The following is a 19117-nucleotide window of genomic DNA, read 5'->3' on the forward strand; positions in this document are numbered from 1 at the left end:
GGGCCGACGTGCGTGGTCGCCCCGGTGCGCATTGCCACGAGATCGCCCCCGCGTCAACCGCCGGGGCCGGTTTTCGTCCCGGGTGTTTCGCTATGTGGACGGGGCTGTCCTGCTCGCATGACTGTTCCGCACGCGCCACAGCTGACAGGAAATCCGATGCCCTCTTTGTCTTCCGCCACGGACGCGTTTCTCGCGTCGCGGGCGGCCGACGGCGACCAGCTCGCGTTCGGGGTGCTGGTGCGGCGCCACGCGCCGTTCCTCGTGGCATTCGCCACACGGCTCACCGGCTCTCGAGCCGACGCGGACGACTGCGTCCAGGAGGCCCTCATCACCGCGTGGCGGCGGCTGCCGGATCTCACCGATCCCGAGAAGGTGAGGAGCTGGCTGACGAGAATCGTCTCGCGTAAAGCGACCGATCGCCTGCGGGCGCGGAGGATCTCGGATGAGATCGACGAAGAGATGGTCTCGGCGAAAGACGATCCCGAGCGCGCGGTTGTGGCATCGTCGCAGATGGACGCGCTGAAGAAGGTGCTGGCCGAGCTGTCGGAAGAGCTGCGCGTGGTCTGGGTGCTGCGCGAGGTCGGCGGCCACAGCTACGACGAGATCGCCGTCGAAGTGGGCGAGACCGCGGCCACCGTACGCGGCCGATTGGCCCGCGCACGCAAGATCGTGCTGGAACGCATGCAGGACTGGAGGTGACGGGATGAGCGACGACATCGGGGGTTCGGGGTACTCGCTCGAGGACCTCTCGGCCTACCTCGATCGCGGGCGCGTTCCGCGGATCGCGGCGGTCGAGCGCAACGCCGAGTGCCAGGCCGTGCTGGCCTCGATGGAGCGCATGGGACGCCTCTCTCGGGAGATCGTCGAGGAGCAGGCGGCCGAGCCGCTCGCGGAGTCCTGGTACGACTCGATCATGCGCGAGGTCATGCGCGAGTTCCGGGCCGGGCGCGACATCCCGCTCGTGCGGCGAGCAGACGGCGTCGAGATCGTGGTGACGGAGGGCGCGCTGTACGAGCTGATCCGCACGGTGGGCGACAACGTCGACGGCGTGCTGGTGGGGCGCGTCCGTCTCCAGCAGCCCGAGCCCGACGCGCCGCTCGATGTGCGCGTGTCGGTCAGCGTGCGCTTCGGGCGTGCGATGACACCCGCGGTCGACGAGATGCGCGACGGAATCCGCGCGGCGATCGAACGACACGGCGACCTGCGAGTGGGCCGAGTGGACGTCACCGTCGGCGATGTGCACTTCGACGAAGAGGAAGACGTATGACCGACATCACCGCCGCCGAACTCGCTCCCCGCATCGATCTCGCCGTGACAGCCACCGAGGGAGTACGCGAGATGTACTCCGCGCGACCGGTCGTCGCCCGTGCCTTCGAGCGCGTCGCCGACGTCGAGGGCTCGCTCGCGGCCGTCGACGAGGTCGACGGTGCACATGCGATCACGGTGTGCATCGGCGTGTCGACCCAGGACGACAGCGTCGCCGTCGCGTCCGCGGTGGCCGCTGCCGTGCGCGGCACCGACGAAGAGACGGTTCCCGCCACGGTGCGGGTGCGCGTCGCCCGACTGGTGGCACCCGTTTCCTGAACATCTTCTCGGCCTCCGCGGGCGACGCGCGTCCTACGCTGGAAGGACCGCTCCCACACCCCGGAGGCCGAATGTCCCCGTCGCCCGTCATCGCCGTCACCGGTTCCACCGGAGCCGTGGGAGGCCGCGTCGCTCGCGACCTCGCTGCTCGTGGCATCCGGCAGCGTCTTCTGGTGCGTGATGTCTCCCGAGCTCCCGCGCTCGAGGGAGCCGAGGTGCACGTGGCACGGTATTCCGATGCGGATGCCGCACGCGCCGCTCTCCAGGGCGTCGAGACGTTGTTCATGGTGTCCGCCTCCGAATCCGCCGACCGTGTCGAGCACCACCGCACCTTCGTGGAGGCCGCCGCGGAGGCGGGCGTGCGCTCGATCGTCTACACGTCGTTCCTCGCCGCGGCCCCTGACGCCGTGTTCACGCTCGGGCGCGACCACGCCGCGACCGAGGACATCATCCGCGCCTCGGGCATGCGCTGGACGTTCCTCCGCGACAATTTCTACATGGACATGATGGAGCTCTTCGCCGGCGACGACGGCGTCATCCGCGGCCCCGCGGGAGCGGGGCGGTGCTCGCTCGTCTCGCGCTCCGACGTCGCCGCGACGGCCGTCGCCGTGCTGCTCGATCCTGCCGCCCACGCCGGCATCGCCTACGACCTGACCGGCCCCGAAGCGCTGACGATGGCCGAGGTCGCCGAGAAGATCTCCGCCGTCCGCGGCCACCCCGTGCGCTTCCTCGACGAGAGCGTCGACGAGGCGTATGCCTCGCGCGCGGCCTTCGGGGCTCCCCGCTGGCAGGTCGACGCGTGGGTCAGCACGTACACCGCGATCGCGAGCGGCGATCTCGCCGGCGTCTCGGGCGATGTCGAGCGTGTCACCGGGCGTCCGGCGCAGAGCTTCGAGGAGTTCCTCGGGGCCGTCGCCTGAGCGCGACCGACGTCAGGTATGCTGGCGGCGTGCTGACCTGTCGCTGTTGTCGCTGAACGCCCCCGCGTTCCTTTTCGACGACCCCGTCAGCCGCGCCCGCACCGGGCGCACCAACCCTTCAGGATGCCACCGTGCGTTACGCCCAGAGCGTCGCCGACCTCGTCGGCAACACCCCCCTCGTCCGCCTCTCCCGCGTCACCGACGGCATCGCCGCCACGGTGCTCGCCAAGATCGAGTACGTCAATCCCGGCGGCTCGGCGAAAGATCGCATCGCGGCCAACATCATCGACGCCGCCGAGCGTGACGGGCTCCTAGTGCCCGGCGGGGTGATCGTCGAGCCGACCAGCGGAAACACCGGCGTCGGTCTCGCCTTGGTGGCCCAGCAGCGGGGCTACCGCTGCGTCTTCGTCGTGCCCGACAAGGTCGCCGAAGACAAGCGCGCCGTGCTGCGCGCCTACGGCGCCGAGGTCGTCGTGACGCCGACGAACGTGGAGCCCGACGACCCGAACTCGTACTACAGCGTCTCCGACCGGCTCGTGCGCGAGATCCCCGGCGCGTTCAAGCCCAACCAGTACGCCAACCCCAACGGTCCGCGCAGCCACTACGAGACCACCGGTCCCGAGATCTGGCGCGACACCGACGGAAAGCTCACGCACTTCGTCGCCGGTGTCGGCACGGGCGGCACGATCAGCGGGACCGGACGCTACCTGCGCGAGGTCGCGGGCTCGAGCGTGCGCATCGTCGGCGTCGACCCGGTCGGCTCCATCTACTCGGGTGGCGACATCCACGGCTACGACGTCGAGGGCGTCGGCGAGGACTTCTGGCCCCCGGCTTTCAATCCGACCGTGGTCGACGCGTACGAGCGCGTGTCCGACGCCGAGTCCTTCGCGATGACCCGCCGCCTCGCCCGCGAGGAGGGGCTGCTCGTCGGCGGCTCCAGTGGCATGGCCGTCGTCGGGGCCCTCCGGGTCGCCCGCGACCTGCCCGCCGACGCCGTCCTGGTCGTCGTGCTGCCCGATCACGGTCGCGGCTACCTCAGCAAGATCTTCGACGACGACTGGATGCACGAGCACGGCTACGAGGTCGAGCCCGTGGCATCCGTCATCCCCACCCCCTCCGAGGAGCACTCCGCATGAGCACCCATGACGCCGCCCGCGGCTTCGACAGCCTCGCCGTCCACGCGGGCCAGGCGCCCGATGAGACCACCGGCGCGGTGATCCCTCCGATCCACGTCTCGACGACGTACGCGCAGGACGGCATCGGCGGCCTCCGCGGCGGCTACGAGTACGGTCGCAGCGGCAACCCGACGCGCACGGCGCTCGAGACGCAGATCGCGGCTCTCGAAGGCGGCGTCCGCGCCCTCTCGTTCGCCTCGGGTCTCGCCGGCGAAGACGCGCTGCTGCGCGCGGCCCTCGTACCGGGCGACGAGGTGCTGCTCGGCAACGACGTCTACGGCGGCACCTATCGCCTGCTCGCCCGCGTGCTCGGTCCGTGGGGCGTGAAGCTGCGGGTGGTCGACATGAGCGACCTGGATGCCGTGGCCGCCGCGATCGACGAGCGCGCGCCCCGAATGGTCTGGGTCGAAACCCCCAGCAACCCCATGCTGCGCATCACCGACATCGCCGGGCTCGCCGGCCTCGGGCACGCCGCCGGTGCGCTCGTCGTCGTGGACAACACCTTCGCGTCGCCCGCCCTGCAGCGCCCGATCGCGCTCGGCGCCGACGTGGTCGTGCACTCCGCGACGAAGTACCTCGGCGGTCACAGCGACGTGGTGGGCGGAGCACTCGCCTTCGCTGACGCCGATCTCGCGGAGAAGACGCAGTTCCTGCAGTTCGCCGCCGGCGCGGTGTCGGGGCCGTTCGACGCCTACCTCACCACTCGCGGCATCAAGACGCTCGGCATCCGGATGCAGCGGCACAGCTCCAACGCCCAGGCCGTGGCGGAGCACCTCGCCGGTCACGATCGCGTCGCGAAGGTCTACTACCCGGGCCTGTCGACCCACCCCGGTCACGAGCTCGCCGCGCGCCAGATGAGCGGCTTCGGCGGCATCGTCTCGCTCGAACTCGCCGACGGGGCCACTGCCCGCCGCTTCGCGGAGTCGACGCAGCTCTTCACGCTCGCCGAGTCGCTCGGCGGCGTGGAGTCGCTCGTGAACTACCCGGATGCCATGACCCACGCCTCCGTCCGCGGTACCGAACTCGCGGTGCCCGACACCATCGTGCGCCTGTCGGTCGGCATCGAGTCGGTGGACGACCTCGTCGCCGATGTCGACCAGGCGCTGGCGTCTCTCTGACGGTCGGTTCCCCGTAAGACGACGAACCCGGCGCCCCGCTCATGCGGGCGCCGGGTTCGTGTCTCTCTGCATAAACGCGATCCACGGGCATAAACGCGTGGAGAGAGCGTTTATGCGCGCGGATCGCGGTTATGCGTTGACTGTCGGCCGGGGAGGGCGCGGGTCAGCGCTCGGCGCGGGCCAGATTCTGCGTCAGCTCGTCGGCGTTCTGGCGCACGACGTAGGCGGGCTGGTCGCGCTCCACACGCCAGCTCTCGCTGAGGGGACCGATGTTGACGGTGTCGAAGCCGAACTCGTCGTAGATGCGCGTGACGAGGTCGACGGCGTCGTCGGAGTCGCTCGAGGTCGCCAGCGCGCGCCGGTCCTCGGTGCCGGCGGGGGTTCCGTCGCTGTTGATGTCGGCGGCCATGATGTGGTTGAACGCCTTGACGACGACCGACTCGGGGAGGTGCTCCTGCAGCATCTGCGAGGTGGTGGTCTTCTTCTCGTCGAGCTCGGCGATGTGGTTGTCGCGTTCGAAGTAGTAGTTGTTCGTATCGAGCACGGTCTTGCCCGCCAGCGGTGCGACCGGGACCCCGCCGATCGCCTTCAGGGGGACCGTCACCACGACGAAGTCGCCGGCCTCGGCGGCATCCTGCGCCGTCGCCGCGCGCACTCCGTCGCCGATCGAGGCGACGAGGTCGGCGAGGGTCTCGGGCCCGCGCGAGTTCGCGATCACGACGTCGTATCCGTTACGCACGAAGCCCGTGGCGAGGGCCGAGCCGATGTGTCCTGCTCCGATGATTCCTACGGTTGTCATGCCGTTCGACAACGATGCGCGGCGCACCCGAATTCCCGAACGGATGCCGTTGTCATACGCGGTGCAAATATTTAGCAGGTCGAGATATCCCCTGTCAATGGGGCGTTCCGACCACCCTCGGCTCGTTACCGTCAGTCCTGTCGAACCCTCGCGTGAGTGGTCGCAGACCGGTGTTCGGGTCACCGTTCTGCTTGACCTGTGAGGGCGACGGCCCCCGGTGGACGCGGCTTCGGACACCGGGGGCCGCTTTTCGTCCGGGCGCGAGTCCGGTGAAGTCGCGGTCGACCTGCCAGACTGTTTCACCGTGCATGCCGACACCCGCCCGCAACGTTCCGTCCGCTTCTTCGCCGTCTGCGTCGGCGTGGGGCTCCTGGCCGGACTCATGTCGGGGTTGTTCGGCGTCGGCGGAGGAACGGTCATCGTTCCGTTACTGGTGCTCATACTGGGCTTCGATCAGCGCCTCGCGGCAGGGACCTCGCTCGCCGCGATCGTTCCCACGGCATCCGTCGGCGTCATCACCTACGCCGTCGACGGACACGTCGCATGGATTCCGGCGCTCATCCTGGCCGCCGGTGCCGTGATCGGTGCGCAGATCGGCACGTGGCTCCTGCCGAAGCTGTCGCAGACCGCGCTGCGCTGGGCGTTCGTCGCGTTCCTCGTGGCCGTCATCGTGAGCCTGTACTTCGTGATCCCCTCGCGCGACGCCGAGCTCGTGCTCACCTGGATCACCGGACCCGGGCTCGCGGTGCTCGGTGTGGTCACCGGCATCCTGGCCGGCCTCCTCGGGGTCGGCGGGGGCATCATCGTCGTGCCCGCGCTGCTGCTGGTGTTCGGCACGAGCGACCTCATCGCCAAGGGCACGTCACTGCTGATGATGATCCCGACGGCCCTCTCCGGGACCGTCGGCAACCTCCGCCGTCGCAACGTCGACCTGGCCGGTGCCGCGTGCGTGGGCCTCGCCGCGTGCGCCACGACCGCGCTCGGCGCGCAGATCGCGAAGGCCGTCGACCCGTTCGTGGCCAACGTGCTGTTCTCGGTCTTCCTCGTGTTCATCGCCTCGCAGATCGCGGTCAAGGCCGTGCGCGGGCGGCACCAGCGCTGACGCGGTCGTCTGTCGGGGCATCCCGGCAACGCGCCCGTTTCCGCGTCGACCGAGCCCGGTGAAGACCCCGCCGTAGACTGGTCGGGTGCCCGTGAATCCTGACCTGGTCGGTCGTGCTTTCCCTCCGACCGCCCCGTACCTGGTCGGCCGCGAGAAGGTGCGCGAGTTCGCTCGCGCCGTCTTCGCCGACGCTCCGCAGCACTCCGACCCCGACGCCGCGCGCGCCCTCGGCTACGCCGACGTCGTCGCGCCGCCGACCTTCGCGATGGTGGTGCAGGACCTCACCCTCCAGCAGCTGCTGGGCGACCCCGAGTCCGGGATCGAACTGTCGCGCCTCGTGCACGCGGAACAGCGCTTTCGCTACACGCGCCCGATCGTCGCGGGTGACGAGCTCGTCGCGACGCTCTCGGTCACCGGCATCCGCTCGATGGGCGGCAACGCCATGATCACCAGCGAAGCGGAGATCGTGGATGCCGACGGCGCCCACGTCGTGACCACGACCAGCGTCCTGCTGGCGGGGGAGGCGGGGGCATGAGCGCCTTCACCGTGGGCGAGGTCATCGCCGAGCGCTCCGTGCGCCTGACCCGCGAATCGCTCGTGCGGTACGCGGGCGCGTCGGGCGACTTCAATCCCATCCACTACCGCGACGACGTCGCCGCCGCCGTCGGGCTGCCGGGTGTGCTCGCGCACGGCATGCTCACGATGGGGATCGCGGTCGGCACGCTCTCCGATGCGATCGGCGACCCCGGTCGCATCGCCGAGTACGGCGTGCGGTTCACGCGCCCCGTGGTCGTCGACCCCGAGACCGGCGCCGACCTGCACATCAGCGCCAAGGTGGGCGCGGTCGACGACGAGACGGCGCGTATCGACCTCACCGTGACCTTCGCCGAGACGACCGTGCTCGGCAAGGCGCAGGTGCGGGTACGGCTGCGCTGATGCCCGAGGTCGCCCCGATCCCGCTGTCGCAGCTGACGACGCTGCGCACCGGCGGGGAGCCCGCCCGTCTCATCGAGGCGCGCACCGCCGACGAACTCGTCGCGGCACTGCGCGAGGTCTGGAGTGACGGCGACGAGTGGTTCGTCCTCGGCGGGGGGTCCAACCTCTTCGTCGGTGACGAGCCGTTCGACGGCACGGTGATTCGCGTGCTCACGTCCGGCATCGAAGAACTCCCCGGTTCCCGCGCCGAGACGGTGCACCTGCGCGTCCAGGCCGGTCACGACTGGGACGCCCTCGTCGCCGAGACCGTCGATCGGGGCCTGGCCGGCATCGAAGCGATGTCGGGGATCCCGGGCACTGTCGGGGCTGCCCCCGTGCAGAACGTCGGGGCCTACGGTCAGGAGATCGTGCAGACCCTGGTCGAGGTCGAGCTGATCGACGAGTCCACGGGGGAGGTGTCGATCGTGCCCGCGGCGGAGCTGGGGCTCGGCTTCCGAACCTCGGTCCTCAAGCAGCACTACGGCTCGGTGCCCGACCGTTCCGCCGTGATCCTCTCGGTCACGCTCGAACTCGAGCGCGTCGGTGACGGCGAGCGTCCGATCGCGGGGGAGCAGTTGCGCGGCGCGCTGGGATTGGACGCTCACCAGGCGGTCTCGCTGCGCTGGATCCGTGATCACGTGCTGGCGACCCGCGCCCGCAAGGGCATGGTGCTCGATGCGGAAGACCCCGACACCTGGAGCGCGGGCTCGTTCTTCCAGAACGCCATCGTCAGCGCGGCTTTCGCCCGCACCCTCCCCGAGGCGTGCCCGAAGTGGCCGCTGGCGCCGGTGCTCGATCCCGTGACCGTGATCCCGCTCGCCGCGTTCGACGGCATCCTTCCCTCTCCTCCGGTCGAGCGGCACGAGGTCAAGGTGAGCGCCGCGTGGCTGATCGAGAATGCCGGGCTCGGTCGGGGGTTCCGCTTCCCCCGCTCGCGCGCCGGGCTCTCGACCAAGCACACGCTGGCGCTGACCAACCGCGGTGAGGCGACCGCGGCCGAGATCGCCGAGCTGGCCCGCTTCGTGCAGAACCGGGTGCAGTCCGAGTTCGGTCTGCTGCTGCAGCCCGAGCCCGTGCTCGTCAACGTCGAGCTGTAGCGACGGGGTCCCGCTCGCCCCTCGGGGCGTGCCGTCGTGCGGGGTCCGGTGCCGACACGCCGTTCAGCATCTCGGCGTGCGGCGTGTCGGCCCGCAACTCCGCGGGACGGTCCCTGCGTGCGGGCGTGAAACGGCGCCGGCACCGGGAGTCGGTGACCGGCGCCGGACGGGCACCCGAGACGGATGTCAGGAGAACAGGCGCTGGAGGCGCTGGATCCCCTCGAGGAGCTGGTCGTCGCCGAGGGCGTACGACAGGCGCAGGTAGCCGCTCGGGCCGAAGGCCTCGCCGGGTACCACGGCGACCTCGGCCTGCTCCAGGATGAGGTCGGCGAGCTCGAGCGAGGTCGTAGGCGTGACGCCACCCCAGGAGCGGTTCAGCAGCCCCCGCACGTCGGGGTAGACGTAGAACGCGCCGAGCGGGTTCGGCACCTCGACGCCGTCGATCTTCGACAACTCCGACACGATCAGGCGGCGACGGCGATCGAACGCCTCACGGAACTGCTCCGCCTCGTCCTGCGGGCCGTTCAGGGCAGCCGCGGCGGCGATCTGCGCGACGTTGTTGACGTTGCTCGACAGGTGCGACTGCAGGTTCGCGGCGAGCTTCATGGCATCCGCGGGTCCGACCATCCAGCCCACGCGCCACCCGGTCATGGCGTAGGTCTTCGCGACGCCGTTGACGAGGATCGTCTGCGCGGCGAGCTCGGGCACGGCCTCGACGATCGACACCGCGCGGGCGCCCTCGTACGTGAGGTTCTGGTAGATCTCGTCGGTGATCACCCAGATCCCGTGCTCGAGGGCCCAGCGGCCGATCTCGGCCGTCTCTTCGGGGGTGTACACCGAGCCGGTCGGGTTCGACGGCGACACGAACACGAGCACCGTGGTCTTGTCGGTGCGCGCGGCCTCGAGCTGCGCGACAGTGACCTTGTAGTCCTGGTCGGCGCCGGCGAACACCTCGACGGGCGTGCCGTCGGCCAGGGCGATCGCCTCGGGGTAGGTCGTCCAGTACGGCGCGGGCAGCAGCACCTCATCGCCGGGGTTCACGACCGTCTGGAACGCCTGGTAGACGGCCTGCTTGCCGCCGTTGGTCACGATGACCTGCGAGGGGGCGACCTCGAGACCGGAGTCGCGCTTCGTCTTCTCCACGATCGCCTCGCGCAGCACCGGGAGGCCGGCGGCGGGGGTGTAGCGGTAGTTCGCGGGGTTCTGCAGCGCCTCGGCGGCGGCATCCACGATGAACGAGGGAGTGGCGAAATCGGGCTCGCCCGCGGCGTACGAAATGACCGGTCGACCGGCGGCCTGGAGGGCCTTGGCCTTGGCGTCGACCTTGAGGGTCGCGGACTCGGCGATGGCGGACAGCTTGCGGGAGAGGGGAGCGCGGGAAGTCACGTTCCGAGCCTACTGTTCGTGCCCTCGCGCGACGAGGCTTATGACAGCGAGGCGAGCCACGCGGAGGCGTACGGGACGAGCATCAGGATGCCGAGCCCCAGAGCCACGGTCGACCACGCGCGGCGACCCCGACGGCGGGCCGCCACGAGGAGACCGAGCACGGCGACGACGACCACGACCGGTCCACCGACCATCAGCACCGGGATCAGGAAGAGTCCCAGCCACCAGATCGCGTTCATGTCGGGGAGGAGACCCACGAGGAACACGAACAGCGTCGGAACGATGATCACGGCCGCCAGGCAGACGGCGATGAAGCCGAGGACGTCGAAGGGACGCCGCGGCGAGACGAGGTCAGCGCTCATGCGGTCACCGTAGCGCGCGGAACGGGCCGGAAACACGGACCGGTTAGCGTGGCAGTGTGACCGCAGAACCCCTCGCGCCTCCCCGCACCCACCGCCGCGCGATCGGAGCCCTGCTGAAGCTGGGCGTGGCCACCCTCATCGTCGGGCTCGCGACCGGCCTCGCGGTGCTGCTGCTCGTGTGGATCGTGCACTCGATCGAACATCTCGTCTGGGGCCACGAGGAGGGCCCGTTCCTCGACGGTCTGCCGCTGCCGTCGCCGTGGTGGCTGCCGATCGTCACGGTCGGTGGCGCGGGCGTGGTCGCCGCCGTCGGCTGGTATCTGCTGCGCCGCTTCGGACGCAAACTCGCCACGGTCGAGCAGGGCGTCGACGGGGCACGGATGCCGTGGTGGGAGACGCTCGCCGACACGGTCATCCAGGTCGGCTCGGTGGCCCTCGGCGCCTCGATCGGCAAGGAGGTCGCCCCCCGCGAACTGTCGGCGATGGCGGGCTCGAAGATCGTGCGCTGGTTCGGTCTCGACGCGCGGTGGCGGCGTATCCTCATCGCGTCGGCGGCCGGCGCGGGTCTCGCGGCCGTCTACAACGTCCCGCTCGCGGGTGCCCTCTTCGCGGTCGAGATCCTGCTCGCCCAGTTCAGCGTCGGCGGCGCGGTCGTGGCGTTGTCGATCAGCGCCATCGCCACGTTCGTCGCGCGTCCGCTCGTCGGCGAGCAATCGCTGTACCAGGTGCCCGCTCTCGAGGTGAACGCGTCGCTCGTCGTCGCGGCGATCCTCATCGGACCGCTCATGGGGTGGGGTGCGACGAGCTTCGCGACCGTGACCAAGGCGCTCGGACGCTTCCGACCGACCGGGTGGAAGCTGCTGGTCGTCCTGCCGGTGACCTTCACGGCGGTCGGTGCGCTGGGGGCGTTCTTCCCCCTCGTCCTCGGCAACGGGCGGGCCCTCGCCACCGCCGGGTTCGACCTCTCGCAGCCGGCCCTGCTCCTGCTGCTGCTCGCGCTGCTGAAGTACGTCGCGACGACGATCTCCCTCGGTTCGGGGGCCATCGGCGGCACCCTCCAGCCCTCGGTCGCAATCGGCGCGGCGCTCGGTGCCGCAGCCGCCGCCGGGTGGGCTCTCGTCTGGCCGGGCGCCGACGGCACGGCGCTCGCGATCGTCGCGGCGGCGGCGTTCTTGGCATCCAACATGCGGGCGCCCTTCACGGCGATCGCGCTGATCATCGAGTTCACCGACACCGGGTTCACCCTGCTGCTGCCGATCTTCCTCGCCGTGGCGGGGTCGCTCGCCGCGTCGCGGCTGTCGTCGCGGGCGAGCCTGCGGCGCTTCACGCCGATCGACCCGGCGCGCCCCTGAGGGCGGACCGGGTCGATCTTCGGGCGGCGCCGGCGTGCCGGTGAGTCCGGGTGTCGCGCGTCGGGCGGTGGCGGTACGCCACGCGACGGGGCGGGAGCGGACGGGCCCGGCGGGGCTCAGACGAAGGCGGCCAGGGCCGCCTCGAGGGCAGCCGGATCCGTCCCCGCGGCGCTGTTGTCGAACAGCACGTGGTGCGCCCCACGCCACCGGCAGTCCGCCGCCTGGGCCGTGGCCCAGAACTCGTCCCAGTGCGCCAGCTTCCACGCGTCGCGGCCGTACCCGCGGGAGTCGACGCGATCGCGCACGAGGCTGCCGTCGACGGTGACGTGGACCACGACGATGGTCATGTCGTCGGGCCAGCCGTGCGCTGCGGCCGCGCGCTCGAGGTAGTCGGCCTCGGGGAAGTAGCGGACGAACGGTGCGTCGAGCACGACGTCCGTGCCCAGGCGCAGGTTGTCGCCCGCGAGGCGCAGAAGCGTCGCGTACTCGAGGCCCATCACCACGCTCTGGTAGTAGGGATTGTTGTCGCGCTCGTTCTTGTCGCTGCCCGCGGCCTCGAGCAGCGCCTCGGTGAAGGCGGTCGCGACGGAGTCCTTGTCGAGGTAGGCCGCGCCGATACGGCGCGCGATCATCGTGCTCACCGTCGACTTGCCGCTGCCGGCCGGTCCGATCACGAAGAAGAGTCGTGCGGTCATGAGTCCTCCCGGGGAGGGGAGGGTGCGCGCGGCGCCCTCCCCTCGATGATCAGGATGCCGCGATCGAGCGGTCCTTGACGAACAGGCCGTACGACAGGGCGCCGACCAGCAGCAGCACGCCGCCGATGAGGAATACGAGCGTGTAGTTGCCGCCGGTCGAGGCGAGGATCGCTCCGGTGACGACCGGGGCCACGGCCGCCCCGATGAACCCGCCGAAGTTCTGGATGGCGCCGAGCGAGGCCACCTGGTTCGAGGGGGCGATGTCGGATGCGAGGGTCCAGAGGCATCCGATCGGCACCTGCGAGGCGAAGTACCCGACCGACAGCAGGATGACGGCGAGCGGGGTGCTGTCGACGTACGCCACCGGGAGCACGGCGGCGGCGGCCAGGATCGCGCCACCGACGATGGGGATCTTGCGGGCTCGCACGGTGTTGACGCCCCGGCGTACGAGACGGTTCGACAGCCAGCCGCCGAAGATCACGCCGACGATGCCGCAGAGGAACGGCAGGGAGGCGAGCCAGCCGCTCTCGGCCAGGCTGAAGCCGCGGGCCGTCTGCAGGTAGCTGGGCAGCCACGTGAGGTAGACCCAGACGGTGTAGAAGATGCCGAACGCGCCGAGCACCATGAACCAGGTGTTGGACTGCACCAGGAGACGGCCCCAGCCGACCTTCTCGACCGACGCGGCGACACGCGCCTCGGCCTCGGCACCCTTGATGAGCGCCTGCTCCTTCAGCGTCGGGTCGCGATAGATGCGCAGCCAGACGAGGGCGACCACGATGCCGAACGCACCGACGATGATGAACATGCCGCGCCAGCTCATCGTCAGCAGCAGGAACGTCAGCAGGGGCGGGGCGATCGCGTTGGCGATCTGCGAACCGGTGTTCACGAGCGAGACGGGGAGAGCGCGCTCGGACTTGTTGAACCAGCGCTCGTTGACCTTCAACGCCGAGGTGAAGAAAGGCGATTCAGTGATGCCGAGGGCGACACGGCAGGCGTAGAGGACGCCGAAGGAGTTCGCGGCGGCGGTGACGATCGACACGAGCGACCACGCCCCGGCGGCGAAGGCGAACATCTTCTTCGGGCCGAACTTGTCGACGAGGTAGCCGGCGGGGAGGTTCGCGATCGCGTACGGCCAGGAGAACGCCGACAGGAGCAGACCCATCGCGAACGGGTCGAGTCCGAACTCGCCGGCGATGGTGGTGTTCGCCACACTGAGCGTCGAGCGATCGAGGTAGTTCACCACCCCGCCCAGGATCAGGAATCCGACGAGGAACCATCGGATCCGGATCGTCTTCTTCTCGGCGCGCGTGAGCTGCGGCGCGTCGGCCGTCGTCTCGCTCATGGTCCACTCCTTCGTGTTCAGGGGACGGCGGACGTCACGGTCCGCCGCGAGGGGGTCAGTGGGGCGTGCGGGCGTTCTCGACCGCGGCCAGGAAGGTCGACGCGGCACGCGTGACGTCGTCGAGGTCGCCGCTGGCGCGGGCGGCCTTGGTGATGGCACTGCCGACGCCCACGGCGAGCGCACCGGCGCCGAACCACTCGCCGACGTTCTCGGCGGTGGCTCCGCCGGCCGGCAGGATGGGCGCGTGCGCGAGGGGCGCCATCACCGTGCGCAGGTAGTCGGGACCGGCGATCTCGGTGGGGAAGAGCTTCACGATGTCGGCGCCGGCCTCCATGGTCGCCACGATCTCGGACGGCGTGAACGCCCCGCTGATCGTCAGCGCCTGGTAGCGGTTCGCGGCGCGGATCATGTCGGGGTTGAGGTTGGGGCTGACCAGCATGCGCGCGCCGGCCTGCACCGAGGCGACGGCCATCTCGGCGTCGAGCACCGTCCCGACTCCGACGACCACGCCGCTGTCGGCGTACTCGTCGGAGAGGGTGCGGACGACCTCGAGCGCGCGGGGCACCGACAGGGTGATCTCGAGGGCGCGGATGCCGCCCGCGACGGCGGCACGCGAGACGGCGAGCGCCTCGTCGGCGGAGTCGAGGCGGACGATCAGGACCACGCCGGTCTCGACGACGGCGGAGAGGACTTCGTGCTTCTTTAACATCGTTGCACACGGTATCACGTAACTTCACACACAAGAACATCGTGTTTCACGCCCGATCTGGAGGCCTAGGCTCGGAGCGATGTCTCCGTCGCCCCCTCTCATCCCCGAACAGCGTCAGCGCGAACTGATGCGCCTCCTGCGGGGCGCGGGCGCGCTCAGCATCCGCCACCTCGCCTCGTCGCTCGGGGTGTCGCACATGACCGTCCGCCGCGACATCGCCGCGCTCGAGGAGGACGGACTCGTCGACGCCGTACAGGGCGGTGTGCGCCTTCGAGAACGCGCCGGCGTGGAGCCGCCCCGCGAGCGCGGATCCCGAGCCGTCCTCGAGCTGCCGCGCAAGCAGGCGGTCGCCCAGCGCGCCGCCGATCTCGTCGTCGACGGGATGACGGTCTTCATCGACGCGGGGACCACGTGCCAGGCGCTCGTTCCGCACCTGACGGCGCGGCGCGGACTGACCATCGTCACGAACGACTTCTTCACCGTCTCCGCCCTCTACGCGCACCCCACGATCGAGGTCATCCACACGGGCGGCGTCGTCGACGCCGCGAGCGGCTCGTCCAGCGGCGCCCTCGCAGCCGCGACCGTGTCGGCGATGACGCTCGACCTGGCGATCCTCAGCACCGGCACGTGGGACACCTCCCACGGCCTGACGAGTCCCGAGCTCGACAAGGTCGTGCTGAAGAGGGCGGTCCTGGATGCCGCGACCTCCGGCGCCCTGGTCGCCGACAGCACGAAGTACGGCACCGCCGAGCGCTTCCGCGTCGTGCCCCTCGACGCGCTCGACGTCATCGTCAGCGATGCCGAGCTGCCCGAGAGCGCCGCCGCGGCGATCGCGGACATGGGCGTCGAACTGTGGACGGCGGACCTGCCGTCCTCGCCCTAGGCGCGTCGGTCGGCGTCAGCGCCACCACAGGGCGATCACGAGCACGCCGGGCGCGAGAGCGAACAGCGCGATGACGACGGCGACGACCGAGGCGACGATGGGCGACCCGCGCCGAGATCCGACGACGATGCCGATGATCGAGAGGAGGAGCGCGACGGCCGCGACGAGAGCGGCGGCTGGAAAGAGGAGGAGTCCGTACCACCCGACCCCGTCCAGCGCTGGGACGAAACCGGCCGCGAGAAGGACGGGGAACGGCAGGAACGCGAGGCTCGCGACGACGACGGCGACGATGCCGAGCACGTCGGCGCGCGGGCGGACGGGGGCAGCGACCGTGGTCATGCGCTCACCGTAGCGCGAGCCCCCTCCCGAGACGGGGAGGGGGCTCGCGCCGGGGACCGTCAGTCGAGGTACTTCGCGTACGCCGGCAACGTCAGGAACGCCGGGAACTCCGGCCGCAGGGCCACCTCGCGGAACACCTCGGCGGCGTCGTCGAAGCGGTCGCCATCGGAGCGCGGCACCTCGCCCAGCACCTCGTCGAGCAGCCCCTCGACGAACGAGCGGGTGATCGTGTCGCCCTCGGCCGTCTCGCGGTCCTGGTGGATCCACTGCCAGATCTGCGAGCGGGAGATCTCTGCCGTGGCGGCATCCTCCATGAGGTCGTCGATCGCCACGGCACCGAGGCCCCGCAGCCACGCCTCGATGTAGCGGATCGCGACCGACACGTTGCCGCGCACGCCCGCCGTGGTCACGGGCAGTCCGATGCGCAGGTCGAGCAGCTGGCGCGGCTCCACGGAGACGTCGTCGCGCGTCCGCTCGAGCTGGTTCTCGCGATCGCCGAGCACGGCGTCGAACTCGGCGCGCGCCACCGGGATGAGGTCGGGGTGCGCCACCCACGTGCCGTCGAAGCCGTCGCCGGCCTCTCGGCGCTTGTCGGCGGCGACCTTCTCGAACGCCGCCTCGGTCACCTCGGGACGACGCCGGTTGGGGATGAACGCGCTCATACCGCCGATGGCGTAGGCACCCCGCTTGTGGCAGGTCTGCACGAGCAGCTCGGTGTACGCCCGCATGAACGGCACCGTCATCGTGACCTCGCTCCGGTCCGGCAGCACGAAGCGCGCCCCGCGCCCCCGGTAGGTCTTGATGATCGAGAAGATGTAGTCCCAGCGTCCGGCGTTCAGTCCCGCGCAGTGGTCGCGCAGGGCGAAGAGGATCTCCTCCATCTCGAATGCCGCGGGCAGCGTCTCGATGAGCACTGTCGCGCGGATCGTGCCGTGCGCGAGGCCGAGCCGTTCCTCGGTGAACGAGAACACGTCGTCCCACAGGCGGGCTTCCTCGGCCGACTCGATCTTCGGCAGATAGAAGTACGGCCCCCGGCCGCTGGCGATCAGCGCGTGAGCGTTGTGGAACGCGTAGAGCCCGTAATCGACGAGGGATCCGGATGCCGGCAGCTCGCGGCCGGAGCGGTCGATGAACGTCACGTGCTTCTCGGGCAGGTGCCAGCCGCGCGGGCGCATCACGATCGTCGGGGTGCGCTCGGCGGTGACTTCGTAGCGCTTGCCCTCGGGGCTCGTGAACGACAGCTGCCCGCGGATCGCGTCGAACAGCGAGAGCTGCCCGCCGATGACGTTGCGCCAGGTGGGGCTCGTGGCATCCTCCTGGTCGGCGAGCCAGACCCGCGCGCCGGAGTTCAGCGCGTTGATCGTCATCTTGGGGTCGGTGGGGCCCGTGATCTCGACGCGGCGGTCCTCCAGCCCGGGACCCGCGCCCGCCACGCGCCACGACGGGTCGTCGCGGATGTGCGCGGTGTCGGCGCGGAAGTGCGGGTCGTCGCCCGTGCCGATCTCGAAGCGCCGGCGCTCGCGCGCGGCCAGTCGGTCGTGCCGGCGCCGGGCGAAGCGGTCGTGCAGCTCGGTGAGGAAGGCGAGGGCCGCGGGCGTGAGGATCTCGGCATCCCGTCCTTCGAGGGGGCGTTCGAGACGCAGGTGCGGGACGGATGCCGGGGCGCTCGGCATCCGGCATCCTTCGGTGCTCGTGTGCGTCGTGGTGGGCGGGGGAGAGGTGATGAGGGTCATGGTCGTGGCTTTCTGTGCGTGGCGCTCCCTCCCGCCGCCGCCGCCCGACCCGCGGTGCGCGGTGCGGGGTGCGGGCCGTGTGTTCCCTGCTGAGTGTCCAAGACACCCGGACGGATTTCCGAAGGGTCCGGGTGTCTTGGACACTCAAGCGGGGCCGGGGCCGGGCGGGGGCGAAGAGGGAGAGCGGGGCGAAGAGGGTCAGTGGAACTGGGCCGTCTCGGTGGAGCCGGCCAGGGCGAGCGTGGCGCTGTCGGGGTTGAGCGCGGTGGAGACGACGTCGAAGTAGCCGGTGCCCGCTTCGCGCTGGTGGCGCGTGGCGGTGTAGCCGACGGCTTCGGCGGCGAACTCGGCTTCCTGCAGCTCGACGTACGCGCTCATGGCGCGCTCGGCGTAGCCGCGGGCGAGGTCGAACATCGAGTGGTTCACGGCGTGGAAGCCGGCCAGGGTGATGAACTGGAAGGCGTAGCCCATCGCCGCCAGCTCCGCTTGGAACGTCGCGATCTGGGCGTCGTCGAGGTGACGCTTCCAGTTGAAGCTCGGCGAGCAGTTGTATGCGAGCTTCTTGCCCGGGAAGCGAGCGTGGATCGCCTCGGCGAAGCGGCGGGCGAGCTCGATGTCGGGCTCGCCGGTCTCGACCCACAGCAGGTCGGCGTACGGGGCGAAGGCGAGACCGCGCGCGATCACGGCTTCCAGGCCCGGGCGCACCCGGTAGAAGCCCTCGCTCGTGCGCTCGCCGGTGAGGAACTCCCGGTCGCGCTCGTCCACGTCGCTCGTGAGCAGGTCGGCGGCCAGCGCGTCGGTGCGGGCGATGATCACGGTCGGCACGCCCGCGACGTCGGCGGCGAGACGCGAGGCGTTGAGGGTGCGGATGTGCTGCTGGATCGGCACGAGCACTTTGCCGCCGAGGTGGCCGCACTTCTTCTCGCTCGCGAGCTGGTCTTCCCAGTGGATGCCGGCGGCCCCCGCCGCGATCAGCGACTGCGCGAGCTCGTAGGCGTTGAGCGGCCCGCCGAAGCCGGCTTCGGCGTCGGCGACGATCGGAGCGAGCCAGTCCTGCGTAACCTCTCCCTCCGCGCGCTCGATCTGGTCTTGACGCAGCAGCGCGTTGTTGATGCGACGCACGACCGCGGGGACGCTGTTGGCCGGGTACAGGCTCTGGTCGGGGTAGGTCTGCCCCGCGAGGTTGCCGTCGGCGGCGACCTGCCAGCCGGAGAGATAGATGGCCTTGAGGCCGGCGCGCACCTGCTGCACGGCCTGACCGCCGGTGTAGGCGCCGAGCGCCCGGACGTAGTCCTCGGTGTGGAGGAGGTTCCAGAGGTTCTCGGCCCCGCGGCGGGCGAGGGTCGCCTCCTCGCGGACGGTGCCGCGAAGGCGGACGACATCGTCGGCCGAGAACGTGCGCTCGATGCCGTCCCAGCGGGGGTCGTTCTCCCACGAGGCGCGGATCTCGTCGGCGGTCTCGGTCTGGTCCCCGGGTCGCAGGGCGGGCTGACCGGGGGTGGCCTGGATCGTCATGAGCGTTCTCCTTCGGGATGCCGGGGCCTCG

21 protein-coding genes are annotated in these 19117 nt (G+C 70.6%); 12 read left to right on the top strand and 9 right to left on the bottom strand.

Going from position 1 to position 19117, the window contains the following annotated elements; translation table 11 throughout:
• The first annotated feature begins 156 nt into the window (after positions 1 to 156).
• From PIR02_10595 to PIR02_10620, 6 genes are all read left to right on the top strand, one after another.
• Entirely contained in the window at positions 157 to 699 is a 543-nt protein-coding gene (locus PIR02_10595; protein WZH35227.1) for a sigma-70 family RNA polymerase sigma factor, read from the top strand.
• Positions 700 to 703: 4 nt separating this feature from the next.
• A complete protein-coding gene (locus PIR02_10600) occupies positions 704 to 1267 on the top strand; it encodes an Asp23/Gls24 family envelope stress response protein (protein WZH35228.1) in 564 nt (187 codons plus the stop codon).
• Positions 1264 to 1584 carry a hypothetical protein gene (locus PIR02_10605; protein WZH35229.1) on the top strand — a complete coding sequence of 107 codons (321 nt, stop codon included), beginning with the start codon at positions 1264 to 1266 and terminating at the stop codon, positions 1582 to 1584. The genes PIR02_10600 and PIR02_10605 overlap by 4 nt, the downstream gene beginning before the upstream one ends.
• A 71-nt stretch (positions 1585 to 1655) precedes the next feature.
• Positions 1656 to 2504: an SDR family oxidoreductase gene (locus PIR02_10610; GenBank protein ID WZH35230.1), complete on the top strand. Its 849-nt coding sequence runs from the start codon at positions 1656 to 1658 to the stop codon at positions 2502 to 2504.
• A 131-nt stretch (positions 2505 to 2635) separates the two neighbouring features.
• A complete protein-coding gene (locus PIR02_10615) occupies positions 2636 to 3640 on the top strand; it encodes a pyridoxal-phosphate dependent enzyme (protein WZH35231.1) in 1005 nt (334 codons plus the stop codon).
• On the top strand, positions 3637 to 4797 hold the full coding sequence (locus PIR02_10620; protein WZH35232.1) for a cystathionine gamma-synthase: 1161 nt from the start codon (positions 3637 to 3639) through the stop codon (positions 4795 to 4797). Before PIR02_10615 ends, PIR02_10620 begins: the two co-directional genes overlap by 4 nt.
• 163 nt (positions 4798 to 4960) lie before the next feature.
• On the opposite strand, the gene PIR02_10625 is transcribed toward PIR02_10620, so the two are convergent.
• Positions 4961 to 5596 carry an NAD(P)-binding domain-containing protein gene (locus PIR02_10625; GenBank protein WZH35233.1) on the bottom strand — a complete coding sequence of 212 codons (636 nt, stop codon included), beginning with the start codon at positions 5594 to 5596 and terminating at the stop codon, positions 4961 to 4963.
• A 304-nt stretch (positions 5597 to 5900) separates the two neighbouring features.
• Here PIR02_10625 and PIR02_10630 point away from each other — a divergent pair, with 304 nt between their 5' ends.
• The 4 genes from PIR02_10630 to PIR02_10645 all read left to right on the top strand — a co-directional run bounded on the left by PIR02_10630 (position 5901) and on the right by PIR02_10645 (position 8770).
• On the top strand, positions 5901 to 6698 hold the full coding sequence (locus PIR02_10630) for a sulfite exporter TauE/SafE family protein (GenBank protein WZH35234.1): 798 nt from the start codon (positions 5901 to 5903) through the stop codon (positions 6696 to 6698).
• 85 nt (positions 6699 to 6783) lie between these two features.
• On the top strand, positions 6784 to 7233 hold the full coding sequence (locus tag PIR02_10635) for a MaoC family dehydratase N-terminal domain-containing protein (protein WZH35235.1): 450 nt from the start codon (positions 6784 to 6786) through the stop codon (positions 7231 to 7233).
• Positions 7230 to 7634, top strand: coding sequence for a MaoC/PaaZ C-terminal domain-containing protein (locus PIR02_10640; GenBank protein WZH35236.1), 405 nt, complete (start codon positions 7230 to 7232; stop codon positions 7632 to 7634). Before PIR02_10635 ends, PIR02_10640 begins: the two co-directional genes overlap by 4 nt.
• The gene (locus PIR02_10645; GenBank protein ID WZH35237.1) at positions 7634 to 8770 is read left to right on the top strand and encodes a UDP-N-acetylmuramate dehydrogenase; all 1137 of its coding nucleotides are present in this window, start codon (positions 7634 to 7636) and stop codon (positions 8768 to 8770) included. The genes PIR02_10640 and PIR02_10645 overlap by 1 nt, the downstream gene beginning before the upstream one ends.
• Positions 8771 to 8956: 186 nt before the next feature.
• On the opposite strand, the gene PIR02_10650 is transcribed toward PIR02_10645, so the two are convergent.
• Positions 8957 to 10156: a pyridoxal phosphate-dependent aminotransferase gene (locus PIR02_10650; GenBank protein ID WZH35238.1), complete on the bottom strand. Its 1200-nt coding sequence runs from the start codon at positions 10154 to 10156 to the stop codon at positions 8957 to 8959.
• A gap of 38 nt (positions 10157 to 10194) precedes the next feature.
• Positions 10195 to 10518: a hypothetical protein gene (locus tag PIR02_10655; protein WZH35239.1), complete on the bottom strand. Its 324-nt coding sequence runs from the start codon at positions 10516 to 10518 to the stop codon at positions 10195 to 10197.
• A 56-nt stretch (positions 10519 to 10574) separates the two neighbouring features.
• Here PIR02_10655 and PIR02_10660 point away from each other — a divergent pair, with 56 nt between their 5' ends.
• Positions 10575 to 11870 carry a chloride channel protein gene (locus tag PIR02_10660; protein ID WZH35240.1) on the top strand — a complete coding sequence of 432 codons (1296 nt, stop codon included), beginning with the start codon at positions 10575 to 10577 and terminating at the stop codon, positions 11868 to 11870.
• A gap of 116 nt (positions 11871 to 11986) precedes the next feature.
• Here the strand turns inward: PIR02_10660 and PIR02_10665 are convergent, their stop codons facing one another.
• The 3 genes from PIR02_10665 to PIR02_10675 are packed head-to-tail and all read right to left on the bottom strand — an operon-like array spanning position 11987 to position 14616.
• The gene (locus tag PIR02_10665) at positions 11987 to 12565 is read right to left on the bottom strand and encodes an AAA family ATPase (GenBank protein WZH35241.1); all 579 of its coding nucleotides are present in this window, start codon (positions 12563 to 12565) and stop codon (positions 11987 to 11989) included.
• A 49-nt stretch (positions 12566 to 12614) separates the two neighbouring features.
• Positions 12615 to 13907: an MFS transporter gene (locus PIR02_10670; protein ID WZH35242.1), complete on the bottom strand. Its 1293-nt coding sequence runs from the start codon at positions 13905 to 13907 to the stop codon at positions 12615 to 12617.
• 55 nt (positions 13908 to 13962) lie between these two features.
• On the bottom strand, positions 13963 to 14616 hold the full coding sequence (locus PIR02_10675) for a hypothetical protein (protein ID WZH35243.1): 654 nt from the start codon (positions 14614 to 14616) through the stop codon (positions 13963 to 13965).
• Between the two features lie 79 nt (positions 14617 to 14695).
• On the opposite strand from PIR02_10675, the gene PIR02_10680 reads away from it, so the two are divergent.
• Positions 14696 to 15499, top strand: a complete 804-nt coding sequence (locus tag PIR02_10680) for a DeoR/GlpR family DNA-binding transcription regulator (protein WZH35244.1) — start codon at positions 14696 to 14698, stop codon at positions 15497 to 15499.
• Positions 15500 to 15514: 15 nt separating this feature from the next.
• Here the strand turns inward: PIR02_10680 and PIR02_10685 are convergent, their stop codons facing one another.
• The 3 genes from PIR02_10685 to aceA form a co-directional block, all read right to left on the bottom strand.
• Positions 15515 to 15838, bottom strand: a complete 324-nt coding sequence (locus tag PIR02_10685; protein WZH35245.1) for a hypothetical protein — start codon at positions 15836 to 15838, stop codon at positions 15515 to 15517.
• A gap of 59 nt (positions 15839 to 15897) precedes the next feature.
• Positions 15898 to 17571, bottom strand: coding sequence for a malate synthase A (aceB, locus tag PIR02_10690; GenBank protein WZH35246.1), 1674 nt, complete (start codon positions 17569 to 17571; stop codon positions 15898 to 15900).
• Positions 17572 to 17769: 198 nt separating this feature from the next.
• The gene (gene aceA, locus PIR02_10695) at positions 17770 to 19086 is read right to left on the bottom strand and encodes an isocitrate lyase (protein ID WZH35247.1); all 1317 of its coding nucleotides are present in this window, start codon (positions 19084 to 19086) and stop codon (positions 17770 to 17772) included.
• Positions 19087 to 19117 lie beyond the last annotated feature (31 nt).

The organism is Microbacterium enclense (assembly GCA_038182865.1).
Lineage (GTDB): Bacteria > Actinomycetota > Actinomycetes > Actinomycetales > Microbacteriaceae > Microbacterium > Microbacterium enclense_B.

Coding starts and splice junctions, on each gene's coding strand:
- PIR02_10665 (WZH35241.1), bottom strand. CDS start 12,565: ATGACCGCACGACTCTTCTTCGTGATCGGACCGGCCGGCAGCGGCAAG.
- PIR02_10680 (WZH35244.1), top strand. CDS start 14,696: ATGTCTCCGTCGCCCCCTCTCATCCCCGAACAGCGTCAGCGCGAACTG.
- PIR02_10670 (WZH35242.1), bottom strand. CDS start 13,907: ATGAGCGAGACGACGGCCGACGCGCCGCAGCTCACGCGCGCCGAGAAG.
- PIR02_10675 (WZH35243.1), bottom strand. CDS start 14,616: ATGTTAAAGAAGCACGAAGTCCTCTCCGCCGTCGTCGAGACCGGCGTG.
- PIR02_10620 (WZH35232.1), top strand. CDS start 3,637: ATGAGCACCCATGACGCCGCCCGCGGCTTCGACAGCCTCGCCGTCCAC.
- aceA (WZH35247.1), bottom strand. CDS start 19,086: ATGACGATCCAGGCCACCCCCGGTCAGCCCGCCCTGCGACCCGGGGAC.
- PIR02_10605 (WZH35229.1), top strand. CDS start 1,264: ATGACCGACATCACCGCCGCCGAACTCGCTCCCCGCATCGATCTCGCC.
- PIR02_10600 (WZH35228.1), top strand. CDS start 704: ATGAGCGACGACATCGGGGGTTCGGGGTACTCGCTCGAGGACCTCTCG.
- PIR02_10610 (WZH35230.1), top strand. CDS start 1,656: ATGTCCCCGTCGCCCGTCATCGCCGTCACCGGTTCCACCGGAGCCGTG.
- PIR02_10685 (WZH35245.1), bottom strand. CDS start 15,838: ATGACCACGGTCGCTGCCCCCGTCCGCCCGCGCGCCGACGTGCTCGGC.
- aceB (WZH35246.1), bottom strand. CDS start 17,571: ATGACCCTCATCACCTCTCCCCCGCCCACCACGACGCACACGAGCACC.
- PIR02_10640 (WZH35236.1), top strand. CDS start 7,230: ATGAGCGCCTTCACCGTGGGCGAGGTCATCGCCGAGCGCTCCGTGCGC.
- PIR02_10595 (WZH35227.1), top strand. CDS start 157: ATGCCCTCTTTGTCTTCCGCCACGGACGCGTTTCTCGCGTCGCGGGCG.
- PIR02_10645 (WZH35237.1), top strand. CDS start 7,634: ATGCCCGAGGTCGCCCCGATCCCGCTGTCGCAGCTGACGACGCTGCGC.
- PIR02_10655 (WZH35239.1), bottom strand. CDS start 10,518: ATGAGCGCTGACCTCGTCTCGCCGCGGCGTCCCTTCGACGTCCTCGGC.
- PIR02_10625 (WZH35233.1), bottom strand. CDS start 5,596: ATGACAACCGTAGGAATCATCGGAGCAGGACACATCGGCTCGGCCCTC.